General features: G+C 60.1%; 30 protein-coding genes. 1 reads left to right on the top strand and 29 read right to left on the bottom strand.

Going from position 1 to position 25,907, the window contains the following annotated elements:
* Positions 1-182 precede the first annotated feature (182 nt).
* The 25 genes from rplO to rpsL all read right to left on the bottom strand — a co-directional run bounded on the left by rplO (position 183) and on the right by rpsL (position 14,581).
* Positions 183-662, bottom strand: coding sequence for a 50S ribosomal protein L15 (gene rplO, locus RHIZ70P_RS19195; RefSeq protein WP_115672073.1), 480 nt, complete (start codon positions 660-662; stop codon positions 183-185).
* A 16-nt stretch (positions 663-678) separates the two neighbouring features.
* Positions 679-888 carry a 50S ribosomal protein L30 gene (gene rpmD / locus RHIZ70P_RS19190; RefSeq protein ID WP_006728669.1) on the bottom strand — a complete coding sequence of 70 codons (210 nt, stop codon included), beginning with the start codon at positions 886-888 and terminating at the stop codon, positions 679-681.
* Positions 889-902: 14 nt separating this feature from the next.
* A complete protein-coding gene (rpsE, locus tag RHIZ70P_RS19185) occupies positions 903-1,472 on the bottom strand; it encodes a 30S ribosomal protein S5 (RefSeq protein ID WP_115672072.1) in 570 nt (189 codons plus the stop codon).
* 139 nt (positions 1,473-1,611) lie between these two features.
* Positions 1,612-1,974 carry a 50S ribosomal protein L18 gene (rplR, locus tag RHIZ70P_RS19180; protein ID WP_115672071.1) on the bottom strand — a complete coding sequence of 121 codons (363 nt, stop codon included), beginning with the start codon at positions 1,972-1,974 and terminating at the stop codon, positions 1,612-1,614.
* Between the two features lie 12 nt (positions 1,975-1,986).
* Positions 1,987-2,520: a 50S ribosomal protein L6 gene (rplF, locus tag RHIZ70P_RS19175; protein ID WP_115672070.1), complete on the bottom strand. Its 534-nt coding sequence runs from the start codon at positions 2,518-2,520 to the stop codon at positions 1,987-1,989.
* 42 nt (positions 2,521-2,562) lie between these two features.
* Positions 2,563-2,961, bottom strand: a complete 399-nt coding sequence (gene rpsH, locus RHIZ70P_RS19170) for a 30S ribosomal protein S8 (RefSeq protein ID WP_115672069.1) — start codon at positions 2,959-2,961, stop codon at positions 2,563-2,565.
* 12 nt (positions 2,962-2,973) lie between these two features.
* Positions 2,974-3,279 carry a 30S ribosomal protein S14 gene (rpsN, locus tag RHIZ70P_RS19165; protein ID WP_115672068.1) on the bottom strand — a complete coding sequence of 102 codons (306 nt, stop codon included), beginning with the start codon at positions 3,277-3,279 and terminating at the stop codon, positions 2,974-2,976.
* Between the two features lie 33 nt (positions 3,280-3,312).
* Complete coding sequence (gene rplE, locus RHIZ70P_RS19160; protein ID WP_115672067.1) at positions 3,313-3,870, bottom strand: 50S ribosomal protein L5; 558 nt, start codon at positions 3,868-3,870, stop codon at positions 3,313-3,315.
* Positions 3,863-4,171, bottom strand: a complete 309-nt coding sequence (gene rplX / locus RHIZ70P_RS19155; RefSeq protein WP_115672100.1) for a 50S ribosomal protein L24 — start codon at positions 4,169-4,171, stop codon at positions 3,863-3,865. The genes rplE and rplX overlap by 8 nt, the downstream gene beginning before the upstream one ends.
* 12 nt (positions 4,172-4,183) lie before the next feature.
* A complete protein-coding gene (gene rplN / locus RHIZ70P_RS19150; RefSeq protein ID WP_003495199.1) occupies positions 4,184-4,552 on the bottom strand; it encodes a 50S ribosomal protein L14 in 369 nt (122 codons plus the stop codon).
* Between the two features lie 234 nt (positions 4,553-4,786).
* On the bottom strand, positions 4,787-5,023 hold the full coding sequence (gene rpsQ / locus RHIZ70P_RS19145; RefSeq protein WP_045017083.1) for a 30S ribosomal protein S17: 237 nt from the start codon (positions 5,021-5,023) through the stop codon (positions 4,787-4,789).
* Positions 5,024-5,037: 14 nt separating this feature from the next.
* Positions 5,038-5,238 (bottom strand): 50S ribosomal protein L29, encoded by a 201-nt coding sequence (gene rpmC, locus RHIZ70P_RS19140; RefSeq protein ID WP_028735898.1) that lies wholly within the window; start codon positions 5,236-5,238, stop codon positions 5,038-5,040.
* Positions 5,239-5,249: 11 nt separating this feature from the next.
* Positions 5,250-5,663, bottom strand: a complete 414-nt coding sequence (gene rplP, locus RHIZ70P_RS19135) for a 50S ribosomal protein L16 (protein ID WP_009109534.1) — start codon at positions 5,661-5,663, stop codon at positions 5,250-5,252.
* A gap of 37 nt (positions 5,664-5,700) precedes the next feature.
* On the bottom strand, positions 5,701-6,435 hold the full coding sequence (rpsC, locus tag RHIZ70P_RS19130; protein ID WP_115672066.1) for a 30S ribosomal protein S3: 735 nt from the start codon (positions 6,433-6,435) through the stop codon (positions 5,701-5,703).
* Positions 6,435-6,824, bottom strand: a complete 390-nt coding sequence (gene rplV, locus RHIZ70P_RS19125; RefSeq protein ID WP_037172647.1) for a 50S ribosomal protein L22 — start codon at positions 6,822-6,824, stop codon at positions 6,435-6,437. The genes rpsC and rplV overlap by 1 nt, the downstream gene beginning before the upstream one ends.
* Positions 6,825-6,826: 2 nt before the next feature.
* The gene (rpsS, locus tag RHIZ70P_RS19120) at positions 6,827-7,105 is read right to left on the bottom strand and encodes a 30S ribosomal protein S19 (protein WP_028735901.1); all 279 of its coding nucleotides are present in this window, start codon (positions 7,103-7,105) and stop codon (positions 6,827-6,829) included.
* Between the two features lie 16 nt (positions 7,106-7,121).
* Positions 7,122-7,958, bottom strand: coding sequence for a 50S ribosomal protein L2 (rplB, locus tag RHIZ70P_RS19115; RefSeq protein WP_115672065.1), 837 nt, complete (start codon positions 7,956-7,958; stop codon positions 7,122-7,124).
* A 17-nt stretch (positions 7,959-7,975) separates the two neighbouring features.
* Entirely contained in the window at positions 7,976-8,269 is a 294-nt protein-coding gene (locus tag RHIZ70P_RS19110) for a 50S ribosomal protein L23 (RefSeq protein ID WP_115672064.1), read from the bottom strand.
* The gene (gene rplD, locus RHIZ70P_RS19105) at positions 8,266-8,886 is read right to left on the bottom strand and encodes a 50S ribosomal protein L4 (RefSeq protein ID WP_115672063.1); all 621 of its coding nucleotides are present in this window, start codon (positions 8,884-8,886) and stop codon (positions 8,266-8,268) included. Before rplD ends, RHIZ70P_RS19110 begins: the two co-directional genes overlap by 4 nt.
* Positions 8,887-8,898: 12 nt before the next feature.
* Positions 8,899-9,540: a 50S ribosomal protein L3 gene (gene rplC, locus RHIZ70P_RS19100; protein ID WP_115672062.1), complete on the bottom strand. Its 642-nt coding sequence runs from the start codon at positions 9,538-9,540 to the stop codon at positions 8,899-8,901.
* Positions 9,541-9,714: 174 nt separating this feature from the next.
* Entirely contained in the window at positions 9,715-10,023 is a 309-nt protein-coding gene (rpsJ, locus tag RHIZ70P_RS19095; RefSeq protein ID WP_006728688.1) for a 30S ribosomal protein S10, read from the bottom strand.
* Between the two features lie 258 nt (positions 10,024-10,281).
* The gene (tuf, locus tag RHIZ70P_RS19090) at positions 10,282-11,457 is read right to left on the bottom strand and encodes an elongation factor Tu (RefSeq protein ID WP_115672049.1); all 1,176 of its coding nucleotides are present in this window, start codon (positions 11,455-11,457) and stop codon (positions 10,282-10,284) included.
* Positions 11,458-11,529: 72 nt separating this feature from the next.
* Positions 11,530-13,629: an elongation factor G gene (gene fusA / locus RHIZ70P_RS19085; RefSeq protein ID WP_115672061.1), complete on the bottom strand. Its 2,100-nt coding sequence runs from the start codon at positions 13,627-13,629 to the stop codon at positions 11,530-11,532.
* A gap of 34 nt (positions 13,630-13,663) precedes the next feature.
* The gene (gene rpsG, locus RHIZ70P_RS19080; RefSeq protein ID WP_115672060.1) at positions 13,664-14,134 is read right to left on the bottom strand and encodes a 30S ribosomal protein S7; all 471 of its coding nucleotides are present in this window, start codon (positions 14,132-14,134) and stop codon (positions 13,664-13,666) included.
* Between the two features lie 75 nt (positions 14,135-14,209).
* Positions 14,210-14,581, bottom strand: a complete 372-nt coding sequence (gene rpsL / locus RHIZ70P_RS19075) for a 30S ribosomal protein S12 (RefSeq protein WP_003507760.1) — start codon at positions 14,579-14,581, stop codon at positions 14,210-14,212.
* A 506-nt stretch (positions 14,582-15,087) separates the two neighbouring features.
* On the opposite strand from rpsL, the gene RHIZ70P_RS19070 reads away from it, so the two are divergent.
* Positions 15,088-15,381 carry a transcriptional regulator gene (locus tag RHIZ70P_RS19070; RefSeq protein ID WP_115672059.1) on the top strand — a complete coding sequence of 98 codons (294 nt, stop codon included), beginning with the start codon at positions 15,088-15,090 and terminating at the stop codon, positions 15,379-15,381.
* Between the two features lie 80 nt (positions 15,382-15,461).
* On the opposite strand, the gene RHIZ70P_RS19065 is transcribed toward RHIZ70P_RS19070, so the two are convergent.
* The 4 genes from RHIZ70P_RS19065 to rplL all read right to left on the bottom strand — a co-directional run bounded on the left by RHIZ70P_RS19065 (position 15,462) and on the right by rplL (position 25,873).
* On the bottom strand, positions 15,462-16,517 hold the full coding sequence (locus RHIZ70P_RS19065; protein WP_115672058.1) for a cytochrome-c peroxidase: 1,056 nt from the start codon (positions 16,515-16,517) through the stop codon (positions 15,462-15,464).
* 184 nt (positions 16,518-16,701) lie between these two features.
* A complete protein-coding gene (gene rpoC / locus RHIZ70P_RS19060; protein ID WP_115672057.1) occupies positions 16,702-20,916 on the bottom strand; it encodes a DNA-directed RNA polymerase subunit beta' in 4,215 nt (1,404 codons plus the stop codon).
* Between the two features lie 186 nt (positions 20,917-21,102).
* Complete coding sequence (rpoB, locus tag RHIZ70P_RS19055; RefSeq protein ID WP_115672056.1) at positions 21,103-25,239, bottom strand: DNA-directed RNA polymerase subunit beta; 4,137 nt, start codon at positions 25,237-25,239, stop codon at positions 21,103-21,105.
* A gap of 256 nt (positions 25,240-25,495) precedes the next feature.
* Positions 25,496-25,873, bottom strand: a complete 378-nt coding sequence (gene rplL / locus RHIZ70P_RS19050; RefSeq protein WP_115672055.1) for a 50S ribosomal protein L7/L12 — start codon at positions 25,871-25,873, stop codon at positions 25,496-25,498.
* Between the last annotated feature and the right edge of the window lie 34 nt (positions 25,874-25,907).

The following is a 25,907-nucleotide window of genomic DNA, read 5'->3' as shown; positions in this document are numbered from 1 at the left end:
ATCGTCCAATATTTTTAAGAAAACGGGGCGTGGGAGAGATTGCGCGGCAATCGCATGCCTCACCCTTGTTTTCCAGAATATCCCGGAAGACGAAACGACGTCATTCCGTCCTGGGATCGTGAGGCTCACATATGGGAGCAAAATCGCCCGGTGTGAAGCACCCCGGGCGATCTATTCAAGACTTATTCAGACGCTTCGACAGCAGCGGCGAGCTGCTTGATCGAGCCGCCGGCCTTTTCGATCTTCTCGACGGCGGTCTTCGACGCGCCGGCAACCTCGAGGGTTACCTTGGACGTCAGTTCGCCATCCGAGAGAACGCGAACGCCGTCCTTGGCGCGACGGATGACGCCGGCTGCCTTGAGGGCAGCAGCATCGATCGTTGCCTTCGGGTCGAGCTTCTTGGCATCGATCGCGGTCTGGATACGGCCGAGCGAAACGGTGGCGTATTCCGACTTGAAGATGTTGTTGAAGCCGCGCTTCGGCAGACGACGATAGATCGGCATCTGGCCGCCTTCGAAGCCGTTGATCGCAACGCCCGAACGAGCCTTCTGACCCTTGACGCCGCGGCCACCGGTCTTGCCCTTGCCGGAACCGATACCGCGACCAACGCGGATACGGTCCTTGGAGGCGCCTTCGTTGTCCTTGATTTCATTCAGTTTCATGATGATTTCCTCCGTCTCACTTCTCGTCGACGACGCGAACGAGATGCTGGACAGCACGGATCATGCCACGAACGGAAGGCGTATCTTCCAGGGTGCGGACCCGGTGCATCTTGTTGAGGCCCAGACCAACCAGCGTTGCACGCTGGACAGCCGGACGGCGAATAGGCGAGCCGATCTGTTCGACCGTGATCGTCTTTGCTTCAGTCTTCTTCGTAGCCTTGGCCATGGATCGGACTCCTCTTATTCTTCAGAGGCATTGCCGGAAGCGGCACGGCGAGCCTGGAGCGTAGCATACTTGATGCCGCGCTGAGCTGCGATGTCCTTCGGATGCACCTGGTGCTTCAGGGCGTCGAACGTGGCGCGAACCATGTTGTACGGGTTCGACGAGCCGGTCGACTTGGCGACGACGTCGTGCATGCCGAGCGTCTCGAACACAGCGCGCATAGGGCCACCGGCGATGATGCCGGTACCGGCCTTGGCGGAGCGCAGCAGAACCTTGCCGGCGCCGTGGCGGCCGTTGACGTCGTGGTGGAGCGTACGGCCGTCACGCAGCGGTACGAAGATCAGTTCGCGCTTGGCGGCTTCGGTCGCCTTGCGGATCGCTTCCGGCACTTCGCGTGCCTTGCCGTGGCCGAAACCAACGCGACCCTTCTGGTCGCCGACGACGACGAGAGCTGCAAAGCCGAAACGACGGCCGCCCTTCACCACCTTGGCGACGCGGTTGATCGCGACCAGCTTGTCGACGAATTCGCTATCGCGTTCTTCACGGTTCTGACGGTCATCCCGCGAACCACGCTTTTCTTGTGCCATTGTCCTTTTCCTTTTTCTTTTCCGGGTGCAATCGGCAGATTACGTACAATTCCGCCCTGCCCTTTTGGCATGGACGCGAATCCGGGTGTGTCCGGCATAAGCCGGAAATCCGCCCGGACAGAGCCCGGGCGGAATCTTCTTAGAAGTTGAGACCACCTTCGCGGGCAGCTTCCGCCAGGGCCTTGATGCGGCCGTGGTAGATGAAGGCGCCGCGGTCGAAAACAACGTCCTTGACGCCGGCCTTGACGGCACGCTCGGCGACCAGCTTGCCGACGGCAGCAGCTGCTGCGGTGTCTGCACCGGTCTTGAGCGAGCTCTTCAGGCCACCATCGAGAGTCGAGGCAGCCGCGAGGGTCTTGCCAGCGACATCGTCGATGATCTGGGCGTAGATGTTCTTCGACGAGCGATGTACCGACAGACGCGGACGGCCATTGGCCACCGCCTTGATCTGACGCCGCACGCGATTGGCACGACGTACAAGTGCTTCTTTCCTGCTTGCCATTTCGCGCGTTCCTTACTTCTTCTTGCCTTCTTTGCGGACGATCCGCTCTTCGGCATACTTCACACCCTTGCCCTTGTAGGGCTCGGGGCCGCGATATTCGCGGATTTCAGCAGCGACCTGACCGACCTGCTGCTTGTTGATGCCGGAGACGATGATTTCAGTCGGCTTCGGAACCGCGATCGAGATACCGACCGGCGGCTCATAGACCACATCGTGGCTGAAGCCGAGGGCCAGCTGCAGGTTCTTGCCCTGCAGAGAAGCGCGGTAACCGACGCCGTTGATCTCGAGCTTGCGCTCGAAACCGTCCTTGACGCCCTTGAAGATATTCTCGACCATCGTGCGGGACATGCCCCACTTGGACCGAGCATCCTTGGACTCGTTGCGCGGCATGACAACGACAGCGTTGTCTTCGAGCGTAACCGAGATTTCGTCATTCGCGACGAAGAAGAGTTCGCCCTTCGGGCCCTTTGCAGTCACCTTCTGGCCGTCAACGACGGCCGTGATCCCTGCAGGAACCGGAACGGGCTTTTTACCGATACGAGACATGTTTTGATCCTGTCTGTTCGCTAGGGAGATCCTTGCTCAGTCTTAGAAGACCGAGCAAAGAACCTCGCCACCAACATTCTGTTCGCGAGCCTGGTGATCGGCCATCACACCCTTCGGGGTAGAAAGGATGGTGATGCCGAGACCGTTCGCGACCTGCGGGATGGACTTGACCGAGACATAAACTCGGCGGCCCGGCTTGGAGACGCGGCCGATTTCGCGGATGACCGAAGCACCTTCGTAATACTTCAGTTCGATCTGCAGTTCGGCCTTGCCATTGTCGTACTTAACTTCGGAATAACCGCGGATGTAGCCTTCAGCCTGAAGGACATCGAGAACGCGTGCACGAAGATTGGAGGCCGGGGTCGAAACCGAGCTCTTGCGGCGTGCGGCGCCATTGCGGATACGGGTGAGCATATCGCCCAACGGATCAGTCATCGTCATTTGTCCGTCTCCTTACCAGCTCGACTTGACAATGCCCGGCACCTTGCCGGTATTGCCCAGCTCGCGAAGCGCGATACGCGACATCTTGAGCTTGCGGTAGAACGCACGCGGGCGACCGGTGACTTCGCAACGGTTGCGAATACGGGTCTTGGAGCCATCGCGCGGCAGTTCTGCCAGCTTAAGGGTTGCCTTGAACCGGTCTTCGATCGAAAGCGACTGGTTCATGATGATCGCCTTGAGGCCAGCCCGCTTGGCAGCCTGGCTGGCAACGATCTTGCGGCGGCGCTTGTTCTTTTCAACTGCGCTGGTCTTCGCCATATGGAAGTTCCTCTTCTACGCTCGTCGTTACGGTTACTGACGGAAGGGGAAGTTGAACTCTTTCAGGAGAGCCCGAGCTTCGTCGTCCGAGTTTGCCGTCGTGCAAACGATGATGTCCATGCCCCACATCTGATCAACCTTGTCGTAGTTGATCTCAGGGAACACAATGTGTTCCTTGATGCCCATGGCGAAGTTGCCACGGCCATCGAAGGACTTCGGGTTCAGGCCCCTAAAGTCGCGAACGCGCGGAAGCGCGATGTTGATCAGACGGTCCAGGAACTCATACATGCGAGCGCCGCGCAGGGTGACCTTTGCGCCGATCGGCATGTTCTCGCGCAGCTTGAAGCCGGCGATCGAGTTGCGGGCGCGGGTGATGACCGGCTTCTGACCGGCAATCGCGGCCAGGTCGGCAGCAGCCACGGTGGGCTTCTTCGAATCAGCGGTCGCTTCACCGACGCCCATGTTGATCACGATCTTGTCGAGCTTCGGGATCTGCATCTCGTTCGAGAAGTTGAACTGCTCCTGCAGCGCCTTGCGGATGCGGGAGACATATTCCTGCTTGAGCCGCGGCTCATACTTTGCATCAGCCATCGATCACATCTCCCGAACGCTTGGCCACACGCACCTTCTTGCCCTCGACGACCTTGAAACCGACGCGGGTCGGCTTGCCGTCCGTGTCAGCGACAGCAAGGTTGGACAGGTGGATGGAGGCTTCCTTGTTGATGATGCCGGCTTCGGCGGTCTGGGTCTGGCGCTGGTGACGCTTCACCATGTTCACGCCACGCACAACCGCGCGATCTTCCTTCGGCATCACTTGAATGACTTCACCGGTGCGGCCCTTGTCCTTACCGGTCAATACGACGACCTTGTCGCCCTTGCGGATCTTTTGCATCGCCATGGCTCCTTACAGTACTTCCGGAGCCAGCGAGATGATCTTCATGTGGTTCTTGGCGCGAAGTTCGCGCGGAACCGGTCCGAAGATACGGGTGCCGATCGGCTCTTTCTTGTTGTCGATAAGAACAGCTGCGTTGTTATCGAAGCGGATGACGCTGCCGTCGGCGCGACGGATGTCCTTGGCGGTGCGCACGACAACCGCCTTCATCACGTCACCCTTCTTCACGCGGCCGCGCGGAATAGCTTCCTTGATCGAAACGACGATGATGTCGCCGACAGAAGCATATTTGCGCTTGGAGCCGCCCAGCACCTTGATGCACATGACACGACGTGCGCCGGAATTATCCGCCACGTCGAGGTTAGTCTGCATCTGAATCATGTCAGGTCGCCTTCTTGTTGTACCGAAACGGTTGGGCTGGAAGCCCCCTATCCCGGCTTATGAGTAATTTCGATTGTCGCGCGGAAAGAACTTGCCAGGGTGGTTTCCCGTAAAGGGACCTTCCGTGCGCTCAAAGCAAAAGAACGCCCGTTGCCGGAGCGTTCCTGCGCCAATGGCCTGCTTCATACAGATTTCTGCGTCTGGCGCAAGGGCCAGGCGCAAAACTCTATAAAATTAAGCGTGGGCGGATACCACCGTCCAGCGCTTGTCCTTGGAGATCGGTGCGCATTCCTCGATGGAAACCACGTCACCAACCTTGTACTGGTTGTTCTCGTCGTGAGCCTTGTACTTCTTCGACCGGCGAACGGTCTTCTGAAGCAGCGGATGAGCGAATCGACGCTCGACGCGGACAACAACGGTCTTTTCGTTCTTGTCGGAGACAACGACGCCCTGCAGAATGCGTTTAGGCATAATTTTCTGGTCCTTTAGGCCTTGGCTTCTGCCGCCTTCTGGCGGGCAATGGTTTTCACGCGTGCGATGTCACGACGGACTTCCTGGATACGCGAAGACTTTTCGAGCTGGCCGGTCGCCTTCTGGAAGCGCAGGTTGAACTGCTCCTTCTTCAGCTTGGCAAGCTCATCATTCAATTGATCGGCGCTCATGGCGCGAACGTCTGCGGCTTTCATGGGCTTGATCCTCACTCTGCAATGCGCTGAACGAAGCGCGTCTTGACCGAGAGCTTGGCCGAGCCGAGACGAAGCGCCTCGCGGGCGATCTCCTCGGACACGCCGTCGATCTCGAACATCATACGGCCGGGCTTGACCTTGCAGGCCCAGTACTCGACCGAACCCTTACCCTTACCCATACGCACTTCGGTCGGCTTGGCGGTAACCGGAACGTCGGGGAATACCCGGATCCAGACACGGCCAGCACGCTTCATGTAGCGGGTGATCGCACGACGAGCAGCTTCAATTTCGCGGGCGTTGACGCGGTTCGGCTCAAGAGACTTGAGACCGAACTCGCCGAATGCCAGGTCGAAACCGCCCTTGGCAACACCCTTGATGCGGCCCTTGAACTGCTTGCGGTACTTTGTACGCTTTGGCTGCAACATTTTCTTATTCTCCGAACTTATCTTTCGCCAGCGTCAATCAAGCGTTTTCGCGGCGACGATCGCCACGATCGCCACGATCGCCACGGCTTGCGGGACCCTGGGCATCGCTATCGAGAGCGCGACGCTCGGAGGCCATCGGATCATGCTCAAGGATTTCGCCCTTGAAGATCCAGACCTTGACGCCGCAGATGCCATAAGCGGTTTCGGCTTCAGCCGTGCCGTAGTCGATGTCGGCGCGGAGCGTATGAAGCGGAACGCGACCTTCGCGGTACCATTCGGTACGCGCGATTTCGGCACCGCCGAGACGGCCGGCGCAGGTGATCTTGATGCCTTCGGCACCCAGACGCATGGCCGACTGCACGGCGCGCTTCATGGCGCGACGGAACGCGATACGACGCTCCAGCTGCTGGGTGATCGACTGGGCAACGAGCGTTGCGTCGACTTCCGGCTTGCGCACTTCAACAATGTTGAGGTGCGTTTCGGAGTTGGTCATCTCCGAGAGCTTCTTGCGAAGCTTCTCGATGTCCGCGCCCTTCTTGCCGATGATCAGACCCGGACGAGCCGAGTGGATCGTGACGCGGCACTTCTTGTGCGGACGCTCGATGACCACCTTGGCGATACCAGCCTGCTTCAGCTCTTCCATCAGGTAAGCGCGGATCTTCAGATCCTCGTGGAGCAGCTTGCCGTATTCGGCATTGTCGGCGAACCAACGGCTGTCCCAGGTGCGGTTGATGCCGAGACGGAAACCGATCGGATTGATTTTCTGACCCATTATGCGGCCTCCCCATTGGCTTCGACTTCGCGCACAACGATGGTGAGGTGCGAGAACGGCTTTTCGATGCGCGATGCGCGGCCACGGCCACGAGCGTGGAAACGCTTCATGGTGATCGACTTGCCGACATAGGCTTCCGCCACGATCAGCTGGTCGACGTCGAGATCATGGTTGTTCTCGGCGTTTGCGATCGCCGATTCCAGGGTCTTGCGAACCGTGCCGGCGATGCGCTTGCGGGAGAATTCCAAGTCGGCGAGCGCGCGCTCGACCTTCTTGCCGCGGATCAGCGCGGCAACCAGGTTGAGCTTCTGCGGGCTGACGCGGATCGTGCGCGCAACAGCTTGCGCCTCGTTGTCCTTCAGCCGACGTTCGGCTTTTGCCTTGCCCATTGTTACTTCCTCTTCGCCTTCTTGTCCGCACCGTGACCGTAATAGGTCCGGGTCGGAGAGAATTCACCGAACTTGTGTCCGACCATGTCTTCGTTGACGCTGACCGGAACATGCTTGCTGCCGTTGTAGACGCCGAAGGTGAGACCGACGAACTGCGGCAGGATCGTGGAGCGACGGCTCCAGATCTTGATCACTTCGCTACGACCGCCCTCACGAACCTTCTCAGCCTTCTTGAGAAGATAGCCGTCAACAAACGGGCCTTTCCATACTGAACGAGCCATTTCTGACTAACCTCTCTTACTTCTTCTTCAGGTGGCGGGAGCGCATGATGAACTTGTCGGTCGACTTGTTCGAGCGAGTCCGCTTGCCCTTGGTCGGCTTGCCCCACGGCGAAACCGGGTGGCGGCCACCGGAGGTGCGGCCTTCACCACCACCGTGCGGGTGGTCGACCGGGTTCATGACGACACCGCGGTTGTGCGGGGTCTTGCCACGCCAGCGGGTACGACCGGCCTTACCGTCGTTGATGTTGCCGTGGTCCGGGTTGGAAACGGCGCCAATGGTGGCCAGGCACGAGCCGGGGACCAGACGCTGTTCACCGGAATTCAGGCGAAGGATTGCCATGCCGGCATCGCGGCCGACCAGCTGGACATAGGTGCCTGCAGAGCGAGCGATCTGACCACCCTTGCCCGGCTTCATTTCGACGTTGTGCACGATCGAGCCGACCGGGATGTACTGCAGCGGCATGGCGTTGCCGGGCTTGACGTCGACAGCCTTCTCGGACGCGATGACCTTGTCACCGGCGGCGAGACGCTGCGGCGCCAGGATGTAGGCCTGCTCGCCATCGGCATAGCTCACCAGCGCGATGAACGCGGTGCGGTTCGGGTCGTATTCCAGACGCTCGACGGTGCCTTCGACCTCGAACTTGCGACGCTTGAAGTCAACCAGACGATAGGTGCGCTTGTGACCACCGCCGATGAAGCGGGCGGTGATGCGGCCGAGGTTGTTACGGCCACCGCTCTTGGACAGACCTTCCGTCAGCGCTTTGACCGGCTTGCCCTTGTAGAGGCTGGCGCGGTCGACGATGACGAGCTGGCGCTGGCTCGGCGTGATCGGATTGAAATGTTTCAATGCCATTGTTCTTGTTCCCTACCTCAGACGCCCGTCGACACGTCGATGGACTGACCTTCGGCGAGCGTGATGATCGCCTTCTTGACGTCCTTCTGCTTGCCGGCGAAGCCGCGGAAACGCTTTACCTTGCCCTTGCGGACCAGCGTGTTCACAGCGGTGACCTTGACACCGAAGAGCGCTTCGACAGCAGCCTTGATTTCCGGCTTGCTGGCACCCTTGGCGACGTTGAAGACAACCTGGTTCTGTTCGGATACCATGGTCGACTTTTCCGTGATCGACGGAGAGACGATCACATCGTAGTGGCGAAGATCAGTCATTTGAACCGCTCCTCCAGAGCTTCAACCGCAGCCTTGGAAAGCACGAGCTTGCCGCGACGCAGGATGTCGTAAACGTTGATGCCCTGAACCGGCAGAACATCGATGTTCGGGATGTTTGCCGCTGCGAGCTTGAAGTTGCTGTCGATCTCGGCGCCGCCGATGACCAGAGCATTGGTGAGGCCGAGGGTGGCGAAGTTGCCGACCAGAGCCTTGGTCTTGGCTTCCGCAGCCGTCAGCTGATCGACGATGATCAAGTCTTCCGACTTGAGCTTGGCCGAGAGCGCATGGCGCAGGGCAAGGGCGCGAACCTTCTTCGGCAGATCATGGGCGTGGCTGCGAACAACCGGGCCATGAGCCTTGCCGCCGCCGCGGAACTGCGGAGCGCGTGCCGAATGGTGACGCGCCCGGCCGGTGCCCTTCTGCTTGTACATCTTGGCGCCGGTGCGGGAAACTTCCGCACGGGTCTTCGTCTTGTGCGTACCCTGGCGCTTGTTGGCGAGCTGGTAGCGGATCATGCGGGCGAGAATGTCCTCGCGCGGATCGAGACCGAAGATCGCATCCGACAGGGAAACCTTGCCGGCGTCTTTGCCCTCGAGGGTCGTGACGTTCAATTCCATGGTGTGGCTCCCTTACTTCGCTGCCGACTTGACGGCGTCGCGCACGATGATCCAGGAACCCTTGGAGCCGGGAACGGCACCCTTCACAAGGATCAGACCGCGATCTTCATCGGTCGAAACGACTTCCAGATTCTGGGTGGTGACGCGGGTCTGACCCATGTGACCGGCCATGCGCTTGCCCTTCCACACGCGACCCGGATCCTGGTTGGAACCGGTCGAACCGTGCGAACGGTGCGATACCGACACGCCGTGCGTTGCACGCAGGCCGCCGAAGTTATGGCGCTTGATGGCGCCGGCAAAACCCTTACCGATGGTGGTGCCGGTCACGTCGACCAGCTGACCCGCGGCGAAATGGCCGGCGGTGAGCTGGGTGCCGACGTCGATGAGGTTTTCTTCCGAGACACGGAACTCGACGAGCTTCGCCTTCGGCTCGACGCTGGCCGCGGCAAAATTGCCGCGCATGGCCTTCGACGTATTCTTGACCTTTGCCTGGCCGGCGCCGAGCTGCACGGCGACATAGCCGTTCTTCTCGGCCGTACGCTGGGCAACGACCTGTACGTTATCCAGACGCAGAACTGTTACGGGGATATGCTCGCCGGCGTCGTTGTAGACGCGGGTCATTCCCACTTTCTGTGCAATCACACCTGAACGCATTGGTTCATTCCTCTTGAGAGTCGCACCAGGTTCCGAAGAACCCGAAGCTTGCCTCTTTGTTTAAGGATTCCATTCAAGCCCTTCCGGACTATCAGGTTTCCCGTTTCGAGAAGTCGTTGGCAGGTCTTGCCACGTACCTTCCTTGTTATTTCGGCTCTCGCCGGAATCTTTTTCTTAGAGCTTGATCTCGACGTCTACGCCGGCAGCCAGGTCGAGCTTCATCAGGGCGTCAACGGTCTGCGGGGTCGGATCAACGATGTCGAGCAGGCGCTTATGGGTGCGCATCTCGAACTGTTCACGGCTCTTCTTGTCGACGTGGGGCGACCGGTTCACGGTGAACTTTTCAATGCGGGTCGGGAGCGGTACCGGGCCGCGAACGCTTGCACCGGTGCGCTTTGCGGTCGAGACGATCTCCCGCGTAGAGGCATCGAGAACCCGGTGATCAAACGCCTTGAGGCGGATGCGGATATTCTGGCCGTTCATTCGACTTATCCTTGTTTCTTTTCTTGCGTCTCGCATGCGCAGAGACAGTGAATTACGAATTGCTGGCCGGCCCCTGATTTTCAAAAATCACAGGGACACCGCGGGGTGTCCCTGTCACTTATAAAGCATGAGGTGCCCTGCCCGCCCCGATCGCAAGAGCTGACCGGAAAATGCAGCGCAAGAATCGGACGATGCAAATCACCATCCGACTCTGTTCTGGCCGGCGACATACACTGCCGCCGGCTATTCGTCAATCGATTACTCGATGATCGAGGCGACGATGCCGGCGCCGACGGTGCGGCCGCCTTCGCGGATGGCGAAGCGCAGCTTTTCTTCCATCGCGATCGGCACGATCAGTTCGACTTCAACCGTGACGTTGTCGCCCGGCATGACCATTTCCGTGCCTTCCGGCAGCGAGACGATGCCCGTCACGTCGGTGGTGCGGAAGTAGAACTGCGGACGGTAGTTGGTGAAGAACGGCGTATGACGGCCGCCTTCTTCCTTCGTCAGGATGTAGGCTTCGGCCATGAACTTCTTGTGCGGCTTGACCGAACCCGGCTTGCAGAGAATCTGGCCACGCTCGACGCCGTCACGGGCAACGCCGCGGATCAGAGCGCCGATGTTGTCGCCGGCCTGACCCTGGTCGAGCAGCTTGCGGAACATTTCAACGCCGGTCACCGTCGTCTTGGTGGTCGGACGGATGCCGACGATCTCGACTTCTTCGCCAACCTTGACGATGCCACGCTCGACGCGGCCGGTGACAACCGTACCACGGCCCGAGATCGAGAACACGTCTTCGATCGGCATCAGGAAGGGCTGGTCGATCGGACGCTCAGGCGTCGGGATGTAGGCGTCAACTGCCGCCATCAGTTCGCGGATCGCGTCTTCGCCGATCTTCTTGTCCGAATCTTCGAGAGCGGCCAGTGCCGAACCCTTGATGATCGGGATCTCGTCGCCGGGGAAGTCGTAGGACGACAGGAGTTCGCGCACTTCCAGCTCGACGAGCTCGAGAAGCTCGGCGTCATCGACCTGGTCGACCTTGTTGAGGAAGACGACGATTGCCGGAACGCCGACCTGACGGGCGAGCAGGATGTGCTCGCGGGTCTGCGGCATCGGGCCGTCGGCAGCCGAGCAAACCAGGATCGCGCCGTCCATCTGGGCAGCACCGGTGATCATGTTCTTGACGTAGTCGGCGTGGCCGGGGCAGTCGACGTGGGCGTAGTGGCGGTTCGCCGTCTCGTATTCGACGTGCGCCGTCGAAATGGTGATGCCGCGGGCCTTTTCTTCCGGTGCCGCGTCGATCTGGTCATAGGCCTTGAATTCACCGAAGTACTTGGTGATCGCTGCCGTCAGGGACGTCTTGCCATGGTCGACGTGGCCGATCGTACCGATGTTGACGTGCGGCTTATTGCGCTCAAACTTACTCTTTGCCATTTTCGGCTCTCCATTCTTGGTCCCGCTTGCGGGAAATTCCGTTTATTCTTTAAGGCTTGGAATGTATTCCGATCACTTCTGACCGGAATACTTTGCCTGGATTTCAGCTGCGACGTTGCTCGGTACCGGCGAGTAGTGATCGAACACCATCGAGTACTGGGCGCGGCCCTGCGACATGGAGCGCAGGTTGTCGACATACTTGAACATGTTGGCGAGCGGCACGTGGGCGTTGATCACCACGGCGATGCCGCGGCTTTCCTGGCCCTGGATCTGGCCGCGACGCGAGTTCAGGTCGCCGATAACGTCACCGACGTAATCTTCCGGGGTGACGACTTCGACCTTCATCATCGGCTCAAGAAGCTGGGCACCGGCCTTCTTGGCTGCTTCACGGAAGCAAGCACGCGAGGCGATTTCGAAGGCGAGGACCGAGGAGTCAACGTCGTGGTAGGCGCCGTCGATCAGGGTTGCCTTGACGCCGAGCATCGGGAAGCCCGCGAGCGGACCCGAAGACAGAACGCTTTCGATGCCCTTCTGAACGCCCGGGATGTATTCCTTCGGAACAGCACCACCGACGATCTTCGATTCGAACTTGAACTCGTCGCCGTCCGGGTTCGGTTCGAACACGAGCTTGACGCGCGCGAACTGACCGGTACCACCCGACTGCTTCTTGTGGGTGTAGTCTTCTTCGTGCTGACGCGTGATGGTTTCGCGGTAGGCAACCTGCGGAGCACCGACGTTGGCTTCAACCTTGAACTCGCGACGCATGCGGTCGACGAGAATGTCGAGGTGAAGTTCGCCCATGCCGGCGATGATCGTCTGGCCGGATTCCTGGTCGGTCTTGACGCGGAAAGACGGGTCTTCAGCTGCCAGGCGGTTGAGCGCGAGGCCCATCTTTTCCTGGTCGCCCTTGGACTTCGGCTCGATCGCGATCTGGATGACCGGCTCCGGGAATTCCATGCGTTCGAGGATAACCGGCTTCAGCGGATCGCAGAGCGTGTCGCCGGTGGTGGTTTCCTTGAGACCGGCCAGAGCGACGATGTCGCCCGAGAAGGCTTCTTCGATGTCTTCACGGCTGTTGGAATGCATCTGCAGCATGCGGCCGACGCGCTCGCGCTTGTCCTTGACCGTATTCAGAACCGAAACGCCCTTTTCGAGCTTGCCGGAATAGATACGAGCAAAGGTCAGCGAACCGACGAAGGGGTCGTTCATGATCTTGAAGGCGAGCATGGCGAGCGGCTCGCTGTCATCGGCATGACGCTCGATTTCGGCTTCGGTCTTGAAGTCGATGCCCTTGATAGCCGGAATGTCCAGCGGCGAAGGCAGGTATTCGACAACAGCGTCGAGCAGAGGCTGCACGCCCTTGTTCTTGAAGGCGGTACCGCAGAACATCGGGTGGAACTTGACGTCGATGGTGCCACGGCGAACGAGCGAACGGATCTTCTCATTGTCCGGCATGATGCCGTTGAGGTAGTCTTCCATCGCCTGTTCGTCGACTTCGACAACCGTCTCGATCAGCTTTTCGCGATATTCTTCGGCCTTTTCCTTCAGGTCGTCCGGGATCTCGACGACATCCCAGGCGGCGCCGAGCGATTCGTCGCGCCAGATCAGAGCATTCATCTCGATCAGATCGACGACGCCCTTGAAATCGGATTCCGCACCGATCGGCAACTGCATGACGACGGCGGTTGCGCCAAGACGGGTCTTGATCATTTCCACCGAGCGGTAGAAGTCAGCACCGGTCTTGTCCATCTTGTTGCAGAAGATCATGCGCGGAACATGATACTTCTCGGCCTGGCGCCAGACGGTTTCCGTCTGCGGCTCAACGCCGGCATTGGCGTCGAGGAGGGCGATCGCACCGTCGAGAACGCGCAGCGAACGCTCGACTTCGATGGTGAAGTCGACGTGGCCGGGGGTGTCGATGATGTTGAAGCGGCGCATCTTGCCGTCGCGACCCTTCCAGAAGGTCGTGGTGGCAGCGGACGTGATGGTGATACCGCGTTCCTGCTCCTGCTCCATCCAGTCCATGGTGGCAGCGCCGTCATGCACTTCGCCGATCTTGTGCGACTTACCGGTGTAATAGAGAATACGCTCGGTGGTCGTCGTCTTGCCGGCGTCGATATGCGCCATGATGCCGAAGTTGCGGTAGTCTTCGATTTTATATTCGCGAGCCATTGTGGACTGCCTTTCAATATTCGATCGGTTCAGATTACCAGCGGTAATGCGAGAACGCGCGGTTGGCGTCGGCCATCTTGTGCGTGTCTTCGCGCTTCTTGACAGCAGAACCGCGATTGTTCGCGGCATCCATGAGTTCGCCCGACAGGCGATCAACCATGGTGGTCTCGTTGCGCTTGCGAGCAGCGGTGATCAGCCAGCGAATGGCGAGAGCCTGGCGGCGCTCCGGACGAACATCGACCGGGACCTGGTAGGTCGCACCACCAACGCGGCGCGAACGGACTTCGACATGCGGCGCGATGTTTTCGAGCGCCTGATGGAAGATCGTGATCGGCTCCTGCTTGGTCTTGGCCTGAACGCTGTCAAACGCACCGTAGACGATGCTTTCAGCGACCGACTTCTTGCCGTGAAGCATGATGGCGTTCATGAATTTGGTGACAACCAGATCGCCGAACTTCGGGTCCGGGTTGATCTCGCGCTTTTCTGCACTGTGGCGACGGGACATGCTTTGTCTCTCAACTTGTTGGGACGCTTTATCACGCGGAGAACCTCGCGCAGCGCCGGAAAAATGATAACCGAATTACTTCGGACGCTTCGCACCGTACTTGGAGCGGCGCTGCTTGCGGTTCTTGACGCCCTGGGTATCGAGTACGCCGCGGATGATGTGGTAACGAACGCCCGGCAAGTCCTTGACGCGGCCGCCACGGATCATGACGACGGAGTGTTCCTGCAGGTTGTGACCCTCGCCCGGGATGTAGCCGATGACTTCGAAGCCATTGGTCAGGCGGATCTTGGCAACCTTACGCAGAGCCGAGTTCGGCTTCTTCGGGGTCGTGGTGTAAACGCGGGTGCAAACACCACGCTTCTGCGGGTTTTCCTGCAGGGCAGGAACCTTGTTGCGCTTTACCTGTGCCTGACGCGGCTTGCGGATAAGCTGGTTTACGGTAGGCATATAACCATCCCTTGCAAATTCATGTCTCTAAGACTCTCTCGAGCCTCGGTTTAACCGTTACCGGCAGTGATCACACGATTTACTCATGCGCAAAATGTGGCCCAATCCGAATTCAACGGATGGACCACAAAAGGCAGAGGACGCACGTCGAGTGCGTCTTGCGTGCAGCATTTGTGTCGTCAACGTGCGAAAAGAACCCTGTTTGAGGCGAACTCCGGAACGCGACGTTCCGAAAAGCCTAGCCTCACATAGGCTCCGATGGGGGGCGTACTACTGTTTTCACCCGTAGACGTCAAGTCTCTATCGCAAAATAGTGGCTTGAAGGCCCGCAACGGCAGGGCTTGGCGGGTGTCCGGGGTGAATCCCCCACGATGGGAACAAATTGGTTTGGGATTTGTTGGCGGAAGTCTTAAATAGTCGCGGGGGCAGTCGTCAACTCCCCTCCCCGCCGCATATGATTCGAAAGGCCGGGGAATCACGCAACGCCATCAAAAGAAGACCAGGCCATGATCTCCAGCCCCGACAACGACAATTCCCCAGACGAACCGATGGTCTTCATCATTATCGCCAAGGCCTACGAGGTCGAGGGTGGCGAAGGCATCGACCTGCATGTCATGCTGGCTGCACCGGACGACGACACGGCCGTGCGGCTCGCACTCAATGCCCTGTCGGAAGAGGGCTTCCTCGAAGCCGATCTCGACCAGATCGGCATGATCACCGGCGCCCCGAACGAGGAGCCGCATGCCTCCGCCTATCAGGGCGCATTGGAAGGCGAAGTGGCCATCATCCGCTTCAACTGATCTGTCGGCCGGTTCGGCCGGAAATGTTCAGGGCCGCCCGATGGCCGGGCGGCCCTTTTGCATGCGCGCTTGAAGCCCCGCTACTTGGCGATCACCTCGCCGCTCGGACGCGGCGTCGTGCCGGTTTCCGCGGGCAGGATCGGATAGGTGACTTCCGGAAACTTGCCGGTCAGCGCGCCGAGGAAGGCCACGATCAGATCGGCTTCGGCATCGTTGATGTCCTCGCCCAACTGCGACACGCCCATGATACCGACAGCCTGCTTCAGATCCCAGACCTTACCTGAGTGGAAATAGGGTGCGGTCATCGCCACGTTGCGCAGCGGAGCCGCGCGGAACACGTAGGAGTCGTCGGCCGTCGCGGTGACGGCGAAGCGTCCCTTGTCGTTTTCCGGCAGCACGTCGGCGCCGGGCTTTTCGATCAGGCCGAAGGGGAAATAGCCCTCACCGCCCAGATTGATGCCGGCATGGCAGGACGAGCATCCCTTGTCGATGAAGAGCGCCAGGCCCTTCTGCTGATCCGCCGTCATGGCGTTATCATCGCCGTTCAGGAAGGCGTCGAAGGGTGCCGGCGTGATCAGGGTCGCTTCGAAGGCCTCGATCGCCTTGGCGAAGTTGTCGAAGGTCACCGGATCTTCCTCGCCGGGGAAGGACGCCTTGAACCAGGTGACATAGTCCGGCATGGATTTCAGCGTGGCAACGACCTGATCGGGCGTGTTGGCCATTTCAACACCGGCCTGGACCGGGCCCTTGGCCTGTGCCGCCAGGTCGTCGGCCCGGCCGTCCCAGAACTGGGCGCTGTTGAAGACGGCGTTGAACACCGTCGGCGAGTTGCGCGGACCCTTCTGCCAGCCGTGGCCGATCGAGGTTTCGAGATTGTCGTCGCCACCGGTGCCGAGATTGTGGCAAGAATTGCACGAGAAAACGCCCGAAGCCGAAATCCTCGGATCGAAGAACAGCGCCTTTCCGAGCGCGATCTTGTCGGGGGTGATCGGGTTGTTGGTCACTGCCGGCGTGGTTGACGGCAGGGGCTTGAAAATTTCCAGGGCTGACGCCCGCAAATCTGCCGGGGCAGGATCGGCAGCAAATGCCGTCGTTGCCAGGACCAGGACTGCGGCCGAAGTAAATAAGCTTTTCATTATAGCCTCCGTTCGGTTGTGAACGAAGATCATTTTAGAATGATTATAATGTGCAGCCTTGTTCCAGATCAATGAATAGAGCCAGGGCTTGGAGGGTGCAAACAAAAAAGGCGCCCGGAAGCCCCGGGCGCCTGTCATTCGTCAAACTTGCGATGCGACATAATCGCCCGCAGGTCGGCGGCCCTTATTCGGCGGCCGGAGCCTCTTCGGCCGAGGCCAGATCCTGCAGCATCGGGGTGGCCAGATCGGCGCCCGTGCCCTTGCGGCGTTCCTCGAGGATGAGTTCGTCGCGCGAGGAAGCGATGCGGCGGATCTGCGTCATGGTGCCGCCGGTTCCAGCCGGGATCAGGCGGCCGACGATGACGTTCTCCTTGAGGCCCTGCAGGGTGTCGGTCTTGCCGGCGATGGCAGCTTCCGTGAGAACCTTAGTGGTCTCCTGGAAGGATGCGGCCGAGATGAACGACGGGGTCTGCAGCGAAGCCTTGGTGATGCCGAGAAGGACCGGTTCGCCGTAAGCCGGCTTCTTGCCTTCCTCGATCAGACGCTCGTTGTTGTCGTCCAGTTCGATCCGGTCGACATTGTCGCCGACGATGTACTGGCTGTCGCCAGCATCGGTGATCTCGACCTTCTGCAGCATCTGGCGAACAATCACCTCGATGTGCTTGTCGTTGATCACGACGCCCTGCAGGCGGTAGACTTCCTGGATCTCGTTGACCAGGTACGAGGCGAGTGCCTCGACGCCCTTGATCGCCAGGATGTCGTGCGGTGCCGGGTTACCGTCGAGGATGTAGTCACCCTTTTCGATATAGTCGCCGTCCTGAAGATGGAAGGGCTTGCCCTTCGGGATCAGGTATTCGACCGGCTCGACGCCGTCTTCCGCCGGCTCGATGATGACGCGACGCTTGTTCTTGTAGTCGCGGCCGAGGCGGATCGTACCATCGATCTCAGCGATGATGGCGTGGTCCTTCGGACGACGGGCCTCGAACAGTTCGGCAACACGCGGCAGACCGCCGGTGATGTCCTTGGTCTTGGCGCTTTCCAGCGGCGAACGCGCGAGAACGTCACCCTGGGAGACCTTCTGGCCCGGTTCGACCGAGAGAATCGCGTCGACCGAAAGCTGGAAGCGGGCTTCGCCACCACGCGACAGCTTCAGCACGTTTCCGGAGGCGTCCTTGATGACGATCGCCGGCTTGAGGTCCGAACCGCGCGGGGTCGAACGCCAGTCGATGACCTGACGCTTGGTGATGCCGGTCGACTCGTCGGTCGCCTCGAGCACCGAGAGACCGTCGATGACGTCCTCGAAATGCACGATGCCTTCGACTTCCGTCATCATAGGACGGGTATAGGGGTCCCACTCGGCCAGACGCTGGCCGCGCTTCACCTTGTCGCCATCATCGACGAAGACCTTCGAACCGTAGGCCACGCGCTGCGAGGAGCGCTCGACGCCACGCTCGTCGAGGAGGGTCACGGCCATGCTGCGGCCCATGGCAATGAGATTGCCTTCGGAATTGCGCAGCATGTTGCGGTTCTTGATCTGCACCGTACCTTCGTACGAGGCTTCCAGGAACGACTGGTCGACCACGGTCGCGGTACCGCCCAGGTGGAAGGTACGCATGGTGAGCTGGGTGCCCGGCTCGCCGATCGACTGTGCCGCGATGACGCCGACGGCTTCGCCCATGTTGACCGGCGTGCCGCGGGCCAGATCTCGGCCGTAGCAGATCGAGCAGACGCCCGTCTGGACTTCGCAGGTCAGAGCGGAGCGGATGCGGATCGACTGGATACCAGCCTTTTCAATCTCGACGACATCGGCCTCGAGGATCATGCGGCCGGCATCAACGATACGCTCGCCGGTGACCGGATGGTCGATGTTGTCGAGCGCCGTACGGCCCAGGACGCGCGCACCGATCGATGCCACGACCTGACCGGCATCGACGATCGCCGTCATGGTCAGGCCCTTGTCGGTGCCGCAATCCACGAGGTTGACGATGCAATCCTGTGCCACGTCGACCAGACGACGGGTCAGGTAGCCGGAGTTCGCGGTCTTCAAGGCCGTGTCTGCAAGACCCTTACGGGCACCGTGGGTCGAGTTAAAGTACTCGTTAACGGTCAGGCCTTCCTTGAAGTTCGAGATGATCGGCGTCTCGATGATTTCGCCCGACGGCTTGGCCATGAGGCCGCGCATGCCGCCCAGCTGGCGCATCTGGTTCGGAGAACCGCGGGCACCCGAGTGCGACATCATGTAGATGGCGTTCATCGGCTTCTGGCGACCCGTTTCCGGATCGAACTCGACGGCCTTAATGCGGGCCATCATGTCCTCGGCGACCTTTTCGGTTGCCTTGCCCCAGGCGTCGACGACCTTGTTGTACTTCTCACCCTGGGTGATCAGACCGTCATTGTACTGCTGTTCGTATTCCTTGACCAAGGACTCGGTGTCACCGACGATCTTCGCCTTGGTTTCCGGAATGACCATGTCGTCCTTGCCGAACGAAATGCCGGCGCGGCAGGCGTGGCTGAAGCCGAGCTGCATGATGCGGTCGCAGAAAATGACCGTGTCCTTCTGGCCGCAATGGCGGTAGACCGTGTCGATCATCTTGGAGATGTTCTTCTTGGTCATTTCCTGGTTGCAGATGTCGAACGGCACGTTGACGTTCTTCGGCAGAAGTTCGCCGATGATCATGCGACCCGGGGTCGTTTCATAGATCTTCGAAACCGGCTTGCCTTCGGCGTCAACCGTCTTGAAGCGGCCCTTCACCTTGGAGTGCAGGGTAACGACCTTGTTTTCCAGGGCATGCTGCAGTTCGCCCATGTCGGAGAAGGCCATGCCCTCGCCCGGCTCGTTCTGGTTCTGGATCGACAGGTAGTAGAGGCCGAGAACCATGTCCTGAGACGGAACGATGATCGGTGCGCCGTTGGCCGGGTGCAGGATGTTGTTGGTCGACATCATCAGCACGCGGGCTTCAAGCTGGGCTTCGAGCGACAGCGGAACGTGAACGGCCATCTGGTCGCCGTCGAAGTCGGCGTTGAAGGCCGTGCAGACGAGCGGGTGCAGCTGGATGGCCTTGCCTTCGACCAGGATCGGTTCGAAAGCCTGGATGCCCAGACGGTGCAGCGTCGGTGCACGGTTCAGGAGAACCGGATGCTCGCGGATGACCTCGTCGAGGATATCCCAGACTTCCGGCTTTTCCTTTTCGACCAGCTTCTTGGCCTGCTTGACGGTCGAGGAGTAACCCTTGGCGTCGAGGCGGGCATAGATGAACGGCTTGAACAGTTCGAGCGCCATCTTCTTCGGCAGGCCGCACTGGTGCAGCTTCAGTTCCGGGCCGGTCACGATGACCGAACGGCCGGAATAGTCGACGCGCTTGCCGAGTAGGTTCTGACGGAAGCGGCCCTGCTTGCCCTTGAGCATGTCGGACAGCGACTTCAGCGGACGCTTGTTGGCACCCGTGATGACGCGGCCGCGGCGGCCGTTGTCGAACAGCGCGTCCACAGATTCCTGCAGCATGCGCTTTTCGTTGCGGATGATAATGCCCGGCGCACGAAGCTCGATCAGGCGCTTCAGACGGTTGTTACGGTTGATGACGCGACGATAGAGATCGTTCAGGTCGGAGGTCGCGAAGCGGCCGCCGTCGAGCGGCACCAGCGGGCGCAGGTCCGGCGGGATGACCGGGACGACCTTCATGATCATCCATTCCGGACGGTTGCCGGATTCCATGAAGTTCTCGACGATCTTCAGGCGCTTCATCAGCTTCTTCTGCTTGAGATCCGAAGTGGTCTCAGCCAGTTCGGCACGCAGATCGCCAGCGATCTTCTCGAGGTTCATCGAGGCGAGCATCTCGTAGATCGCCTCGGCGCCGATCATCGCGGTGAACTGGTCTTCGCCATATTCATCCACGGCCAGCATATATTCTTCTTCCGAGAGGAGCTGGTGCTCCTTGAGGGCGGTGAGGCCCGGCTCGGTGACGATGTAGTTCTCAAAGTAGAGAACGCGCTCGACATCCTTCAGCGTCATGTCGAGCAGCGTCGAGATGCGCGAGGGAAGCGACTTCAGGAACCAGATATGGGCAACGGGCGCTGCGAGCTCGATATGGCCCATGCGCTCGCGGCGAACGCGCGACAGCGTGACTTCGACGCCGCACTTTTCGCAGATGATGCCCTTGTACTTCATGCGCTTGTACTTGCCGCACAGGCACTCGTAGTCCTTGATCGGCCCGAAGATGCGCGCGCAGAACAGACCGTCGCGTTCCGGCTTGAAGGTACGATAGTTGATCGTTTCCGGCTTCTTGATCTCGCCATACGACCACGAAAGAATCTTTTCCGGGCTGGCAATCGAAATCCGGATGGAATCGAAGTGCTGCGCCGGTACCGACGGGTTGAAAAGGTTCATGACCTCTTGGTTCATGCCTGTCTCCTTGATGGGGCAGAAGAGCCCTCAATGGGATCGCGGTGCCGGCAAATTCCCGGGATGCCGAACCGGACCCTTAAATGACAATAACCGCCAAATGCGGCGAAACTTCCCTGCCCCGGTCCGACCGGATCAAGGCGGGAATGGCGTGCGAGGAAGCCCCCGCACGCCCTTGTCAACTTGTTATTCCGCCGCGTCGGGCAGCTGGCCGGCTGCCGCCTCGTCGACCTTCGAGTTCTCGAGCTCGACGCTGAGACCCAGCGAGCGCATTTCCTTGACGAGAACGTTGAAGCTCTCCGGAATGCCCGCCTCGAAGGTGTCGTCGCCGCGGACGATCGCCTCGTAGACCTTGGTACGGCCAGCCACGTCATCCGACTTCACAGTCAGCATTTCCTGCAGGGTGTAGGCGGCGCCGTAGGCTTCGAGCGCCCAGACTTCCATTTCCCCGAAGCGCTGACCGCCGAACTGCGCCTTGCCGCCCAGCGGCTGCTGCGTGACGAGCGAGTACGGACCGATCGAACGGGCGTGGATCTTGTCATCGACCAAGTGGTTGAGCTTGATCATGTACATGTAGCCCACGGTGACCTTGCGGTCGAACTGCTCGCCGGTACGGCCGTCATAGAGAACCGACTGGCCCGACGGATCGAGACCGGCGCGGGTCAGCATGGCAGCGACGTCAGGCTCGTGCGCACCGTCGAAGACCGGCGTGGCGATCGATACGCCGCGCCTGGCTTCCTCGGCCAGACGAACCAGCGACTCGTCGTCGAAGCGCTTCACCTCGTCATGCGATTCACTCGCATAGATGTCGGTGAGTTCGGTACGCAGCTCGGTGATGTCGAGCGACTTGTGGTAAGCCTCCAGCATATCGCCGATCTTCTTGCCCATGCCGGCGCAAGCCCAGGCCAGATGGGTTTCGAGGATCTGGCCGACGTTCATGCGCGAAGGCACGCCGAGCGGGTTAAGGCAGATGTCGACGTGCGTTCCGTCTTCGAGGAACGGCATGTCTTCGACCGGAACGATGCGCGAGACAACGCCCTTGTTGCCGTGACGGCCGGCCATCTTGTCGCCCGGCTGGATCTTGCGCTTCACAGCGACGAAGACCTTGACCATCTTCATGACGCCCGGAGGCATTTCGTCGCCGCGCTGAACCTTTTCGACCTTGTCCATGAAGCGATGCTCGAGCAGCGACTTCGACTCGTCGTACTGGCCACGCAGGGCTTCGATCTCACCCTGGACCTTCTCGTCCTCGACGGCGAACATCCACCACTGCGAACGCGGATACTCAGAGATGACGCCGTTCGACAGCTCGACGCCCTTCTTGAAGCCCTTCGGGCCGGCGACCGCCATCTGGCCACGCAGCATGTCGAGCAGGCGGCCGTAGACGTTGCGGTCGAGGATCGCCTGTTCGTCGTCGCGGTCCTTGGCCAGGCGTTCGATTTCCTCGCGCTCGATCGCCATCGCACGTTCGTCCTTTTCAACGCCGTGGCGGTTGAAAACGCGAACCTCGACGATCGTGCCGAAGGTGCCCGGAGGCATGCGCATGGAAGTGTCGCGAACGTCCGAGGCCTTTTCGCCGAAGATGGCGCGCAGGAGCTTTTCTTCCGGCGTCATCGGGCTTTCGCCCTTCGGCGTGATCTTGCCGACCAGGATGTCGCCCGGCTGAACTTCAGCACCGATGTAGACGATACCGGCTTCGTCGAGATTCTTCAGCGCTTCTTCCGAGACGTTCGGAATGTCGCGGGTGATTTCTTCCGGACCAAGCTTGGTGTCGCGGGCCATCACTTCGAATTCCTCGATGTGGATGGAGGTGAACACGTCGTCAGCGACGATGCGTTCCGACATCAGGATCGAGTCTTCGTAGTTGTAGCCGTTCCACGGCATGAACGCGACGAGCGCGTTGCGGCCGAGGGCCAGGTCGCCGAGGTCGGTCGACGGACCGTCCGCGATGATGTCGCCCTTGTTCAGAACGTCGCCGACGGTGACCAGCGGACGCTGGTTGACGCAGGTGTTCTGGTTGGAACGCTGGAACTTCTGCAGGCGGTAGATGTCGACGCCGGACTTGCCGGCTTCGAGATCTTCGGTTGCACGGATAACGATACGGGTCGCGTCGACCTGGTCGACCACGCCGCTGCGACGAGCGGCAATGGCGGCGCCGGAGTCACGCGCGACGATCGGCTCCATGCCCGTGCCGACGAACGGCGCTTCGGCGCGCACCAGCGGCACGGCCTGACGCTGCATGTTCGAGCCCATGAGAGCGCGGTTGGCGTCGTCGTTTTCCAGGAACGGGATGAGCGCTGCTGCGACCGATACGAGCTGCTTCGGCGAAACGTCCATCAGGTTGATGGTGTCGCGCGGCGACAGCATGACTTCGCCGGCATGCCGGCAAACGACGAACTCTTCGACGAACTGGCCGTCGGGGGTGAGCTCGGAATTAGCCTGCGCGACGTAGTACTTCGCTTCTTCCATGGCCGACAGGTAGACGACATCCTTCGTCACCTTGCCGTCGATGATCTTGCGGTACGGGCTCTCGATGAAACCGTACTTGTTGACACGGGCAAAGGTGGCGAGCGAGTTGATCAGACCGATGTTCGGGCCTTCCGGCGTTTCGATCGGGCAAATACGGCCGTAATGGGTCGGGTGAACGTCGCGGACTTCGAAGCCGGCGCGCTCGCGGGTCAGACCACCCGGTCCAAGGGCCGAAAGACGGCGCTTGTGGGTGATTTCCGAGAGCGGGTTCACCTGGTCCATGAACTGCGACAGCTGCGAGGAGCCGAAGAATTCGCGAACGGCGGCGGCCGCCGGCTTGGCGTTGATCAGGTCCTGCGGCATGACGGTGTCGATCTCGATCGACGACATGCGTTCCTTGATGGCGCGCTCCATGCGCAGCAGGCCGAGACGGTACTGGTTCTCCATCAGTTCGCCGACGGAACGCACACGGCGGTTGCCGAGATTGTCGATGTCGTCGATCTCGCCCTTGCCGTCACGCAGTTCGACCAGCATCTTGACCACCGCCAGGATGTCTTCCTTGCGCAGGACGCGCACGGTGTCCGGGCAATCGAGGTCGAGACGCATGTTCATCTTGACGCGACCGACGGCCGACAAGTCGTAACGCTCGCTGTCGAAGAACAGCGAGTTGAACATGGCTTCGGCCGATTCCATGGTCGGCGGTTCGCCCGGGCGCATGACGCGGTAGATATCGAACAGAGCGTCCTGACGGTTCTCGTTCTTGTCGGCAGCCAGCGTGTTGCGGATGTAGGCGCCGACATTGATGTGGTCGATGCCCAGAACCGGGATTTCGCCAAAGCCGGATTCGAGGATCTGCGGCAGGGACTTCTCGTCGATCTCGTCGCCGGCTTCGAGATAGATCTCGCCGGTCGCCATGTTGACCATGTCTTCGGCGAGATAATTGCCGTAGAGGTCCTCGTCGCTCGCCCTCAGGGCCTTCAGGCCTTTGTCCTGCAGCTGACGCAGCAGGCGCGGGGTGAGCTTCTTGCCGCCTTCGACCACGACTTCGCCGGTGTCGGCGTCGATCATGTCGGAGATGGTCTTGGCACCCTTCAGCGTTTCCGGAACGAAAGGAATGCGCCAGCCCTTGCCGTCACGGACATAGGTCGACTTGGTGTAGAAGGTCGAGAGGATTTCTTCGCCGTCCATGCCGAGCGCCATCAGCAGCGAGGTCACGGGGATCTTGCGGCGACGGTCGATACGGGCGTGGACGATGTCCTTGGCGTCGAATTCGATGTCGAGCCAGGAGCCGCGATAGGGGATGACGCGGGCCGCAAACAGAAGCTTGCCCGACGAGTGGCTCTTGCCCTTGTCGTGGTCGAAGAAAACGCCCGGCGAACGGTGCATCTGCGAGACGATGACGCGCTCGGTGCCGTTGACGATGAAGGTACCGTTGTTGGTCATGAGCGGCATATCGCCCATGTAGACCGACTGTTCCTTGATGTCCTTGATCGAACGGGCGCCCGTATCCTCGTCGATATCGAACACGATGAGGCGCAGCGTCACCTTGAGCGGGGCTGCATAGGTCAGGTCGCGCTGGCGGCATTCGTCGACGTCGAACTTCGGCTGCTCGAATTCATAGGAGACGAATTCCAGCATCGAAGCACCGGAGAAGTCGGTGATCGGGAAGACGGACTTGAAAACGGCATTAAGCCCCTCGTCGGGACGGCCGCCAACCGGCTCGTCGACCATGAGGAACTGATCATAGGAAGCCTTCTGAACCTCGATGAGGTTCGGCATTTCCGCCACTTCTGGAATTTTTCCAAAAAACTTGCGTACGCGCCTGCGACCATTAAAGGAAAGGGTCTGAGCCATCGTCGCTCCTTGTCAATTTGCATCCGGGCCTGCAACAGACGGAAACCGCTGGCCAGTCGGTTCCGTCAATCAATGGATCGTTCAATCTCGTCCTGGTTCCGAAGCCGCCGGCCGGATTGCCGGGTGCCTCGATCAAGGACCATCCTCTTGAGAACCCATTACCCAAAAGCCGTTTGACGGGCTTTTGGGTAATTCGTTCCAGAAGAAAAGACGAATGGGAGACGGCGGATGCCGTCTCCCAAACGCCAATCCAGACTTACTTGACGTCAACCTTGGCGCCAGCGTCTTCGAGCTTCTTCTTGAGGTCAGCGGCTTCAGCCTTCGAAACAGCTTCCTTGACAGCCTTCGGAGCGCCTTCGACGAGGTCCTTGGCTTCCTTGAGGCCCAGGCCGGTGATGGCGCGGACTTCCTTGATGACGTTGATCTTGTTGGCGCCAGCGTCAACGAGGATAACGTCGAACTCGGTCTTTTCTTCTTCAGCCGGAGCTGCAGCAGCACCGCCGCCAGCAGCAGCGACAGCTACCGGAGCAGCGGCGGAAACGCCCCACTTTTCTTCGAGCATCTTGGAAAGCTCAGCAGCTTCCAGAACGGTCAGCGAGGAGAGGTCTTCAACGATCTTAGCGAGATCAGCCATTTTACTATTTCCTTAGTAGGTTCGGTTCGAAACG

The sequence above is a fragment of the Paenirhizobium selenitireducens ATCC BAA-1503 genome (genome assembly GCF_900492185.1).
GTDB lineage: Bacteria > Pseudomonadota > Alphaproteobacteria > Rhizobiales > Rhizobiaceae > Allorhizobium > Allorhizobium selenitireducens_A.
Note: the sequence above shows the minus strand (reverse complement) of the source record. Positions and strands in the feature narration are given on the sequence as shown.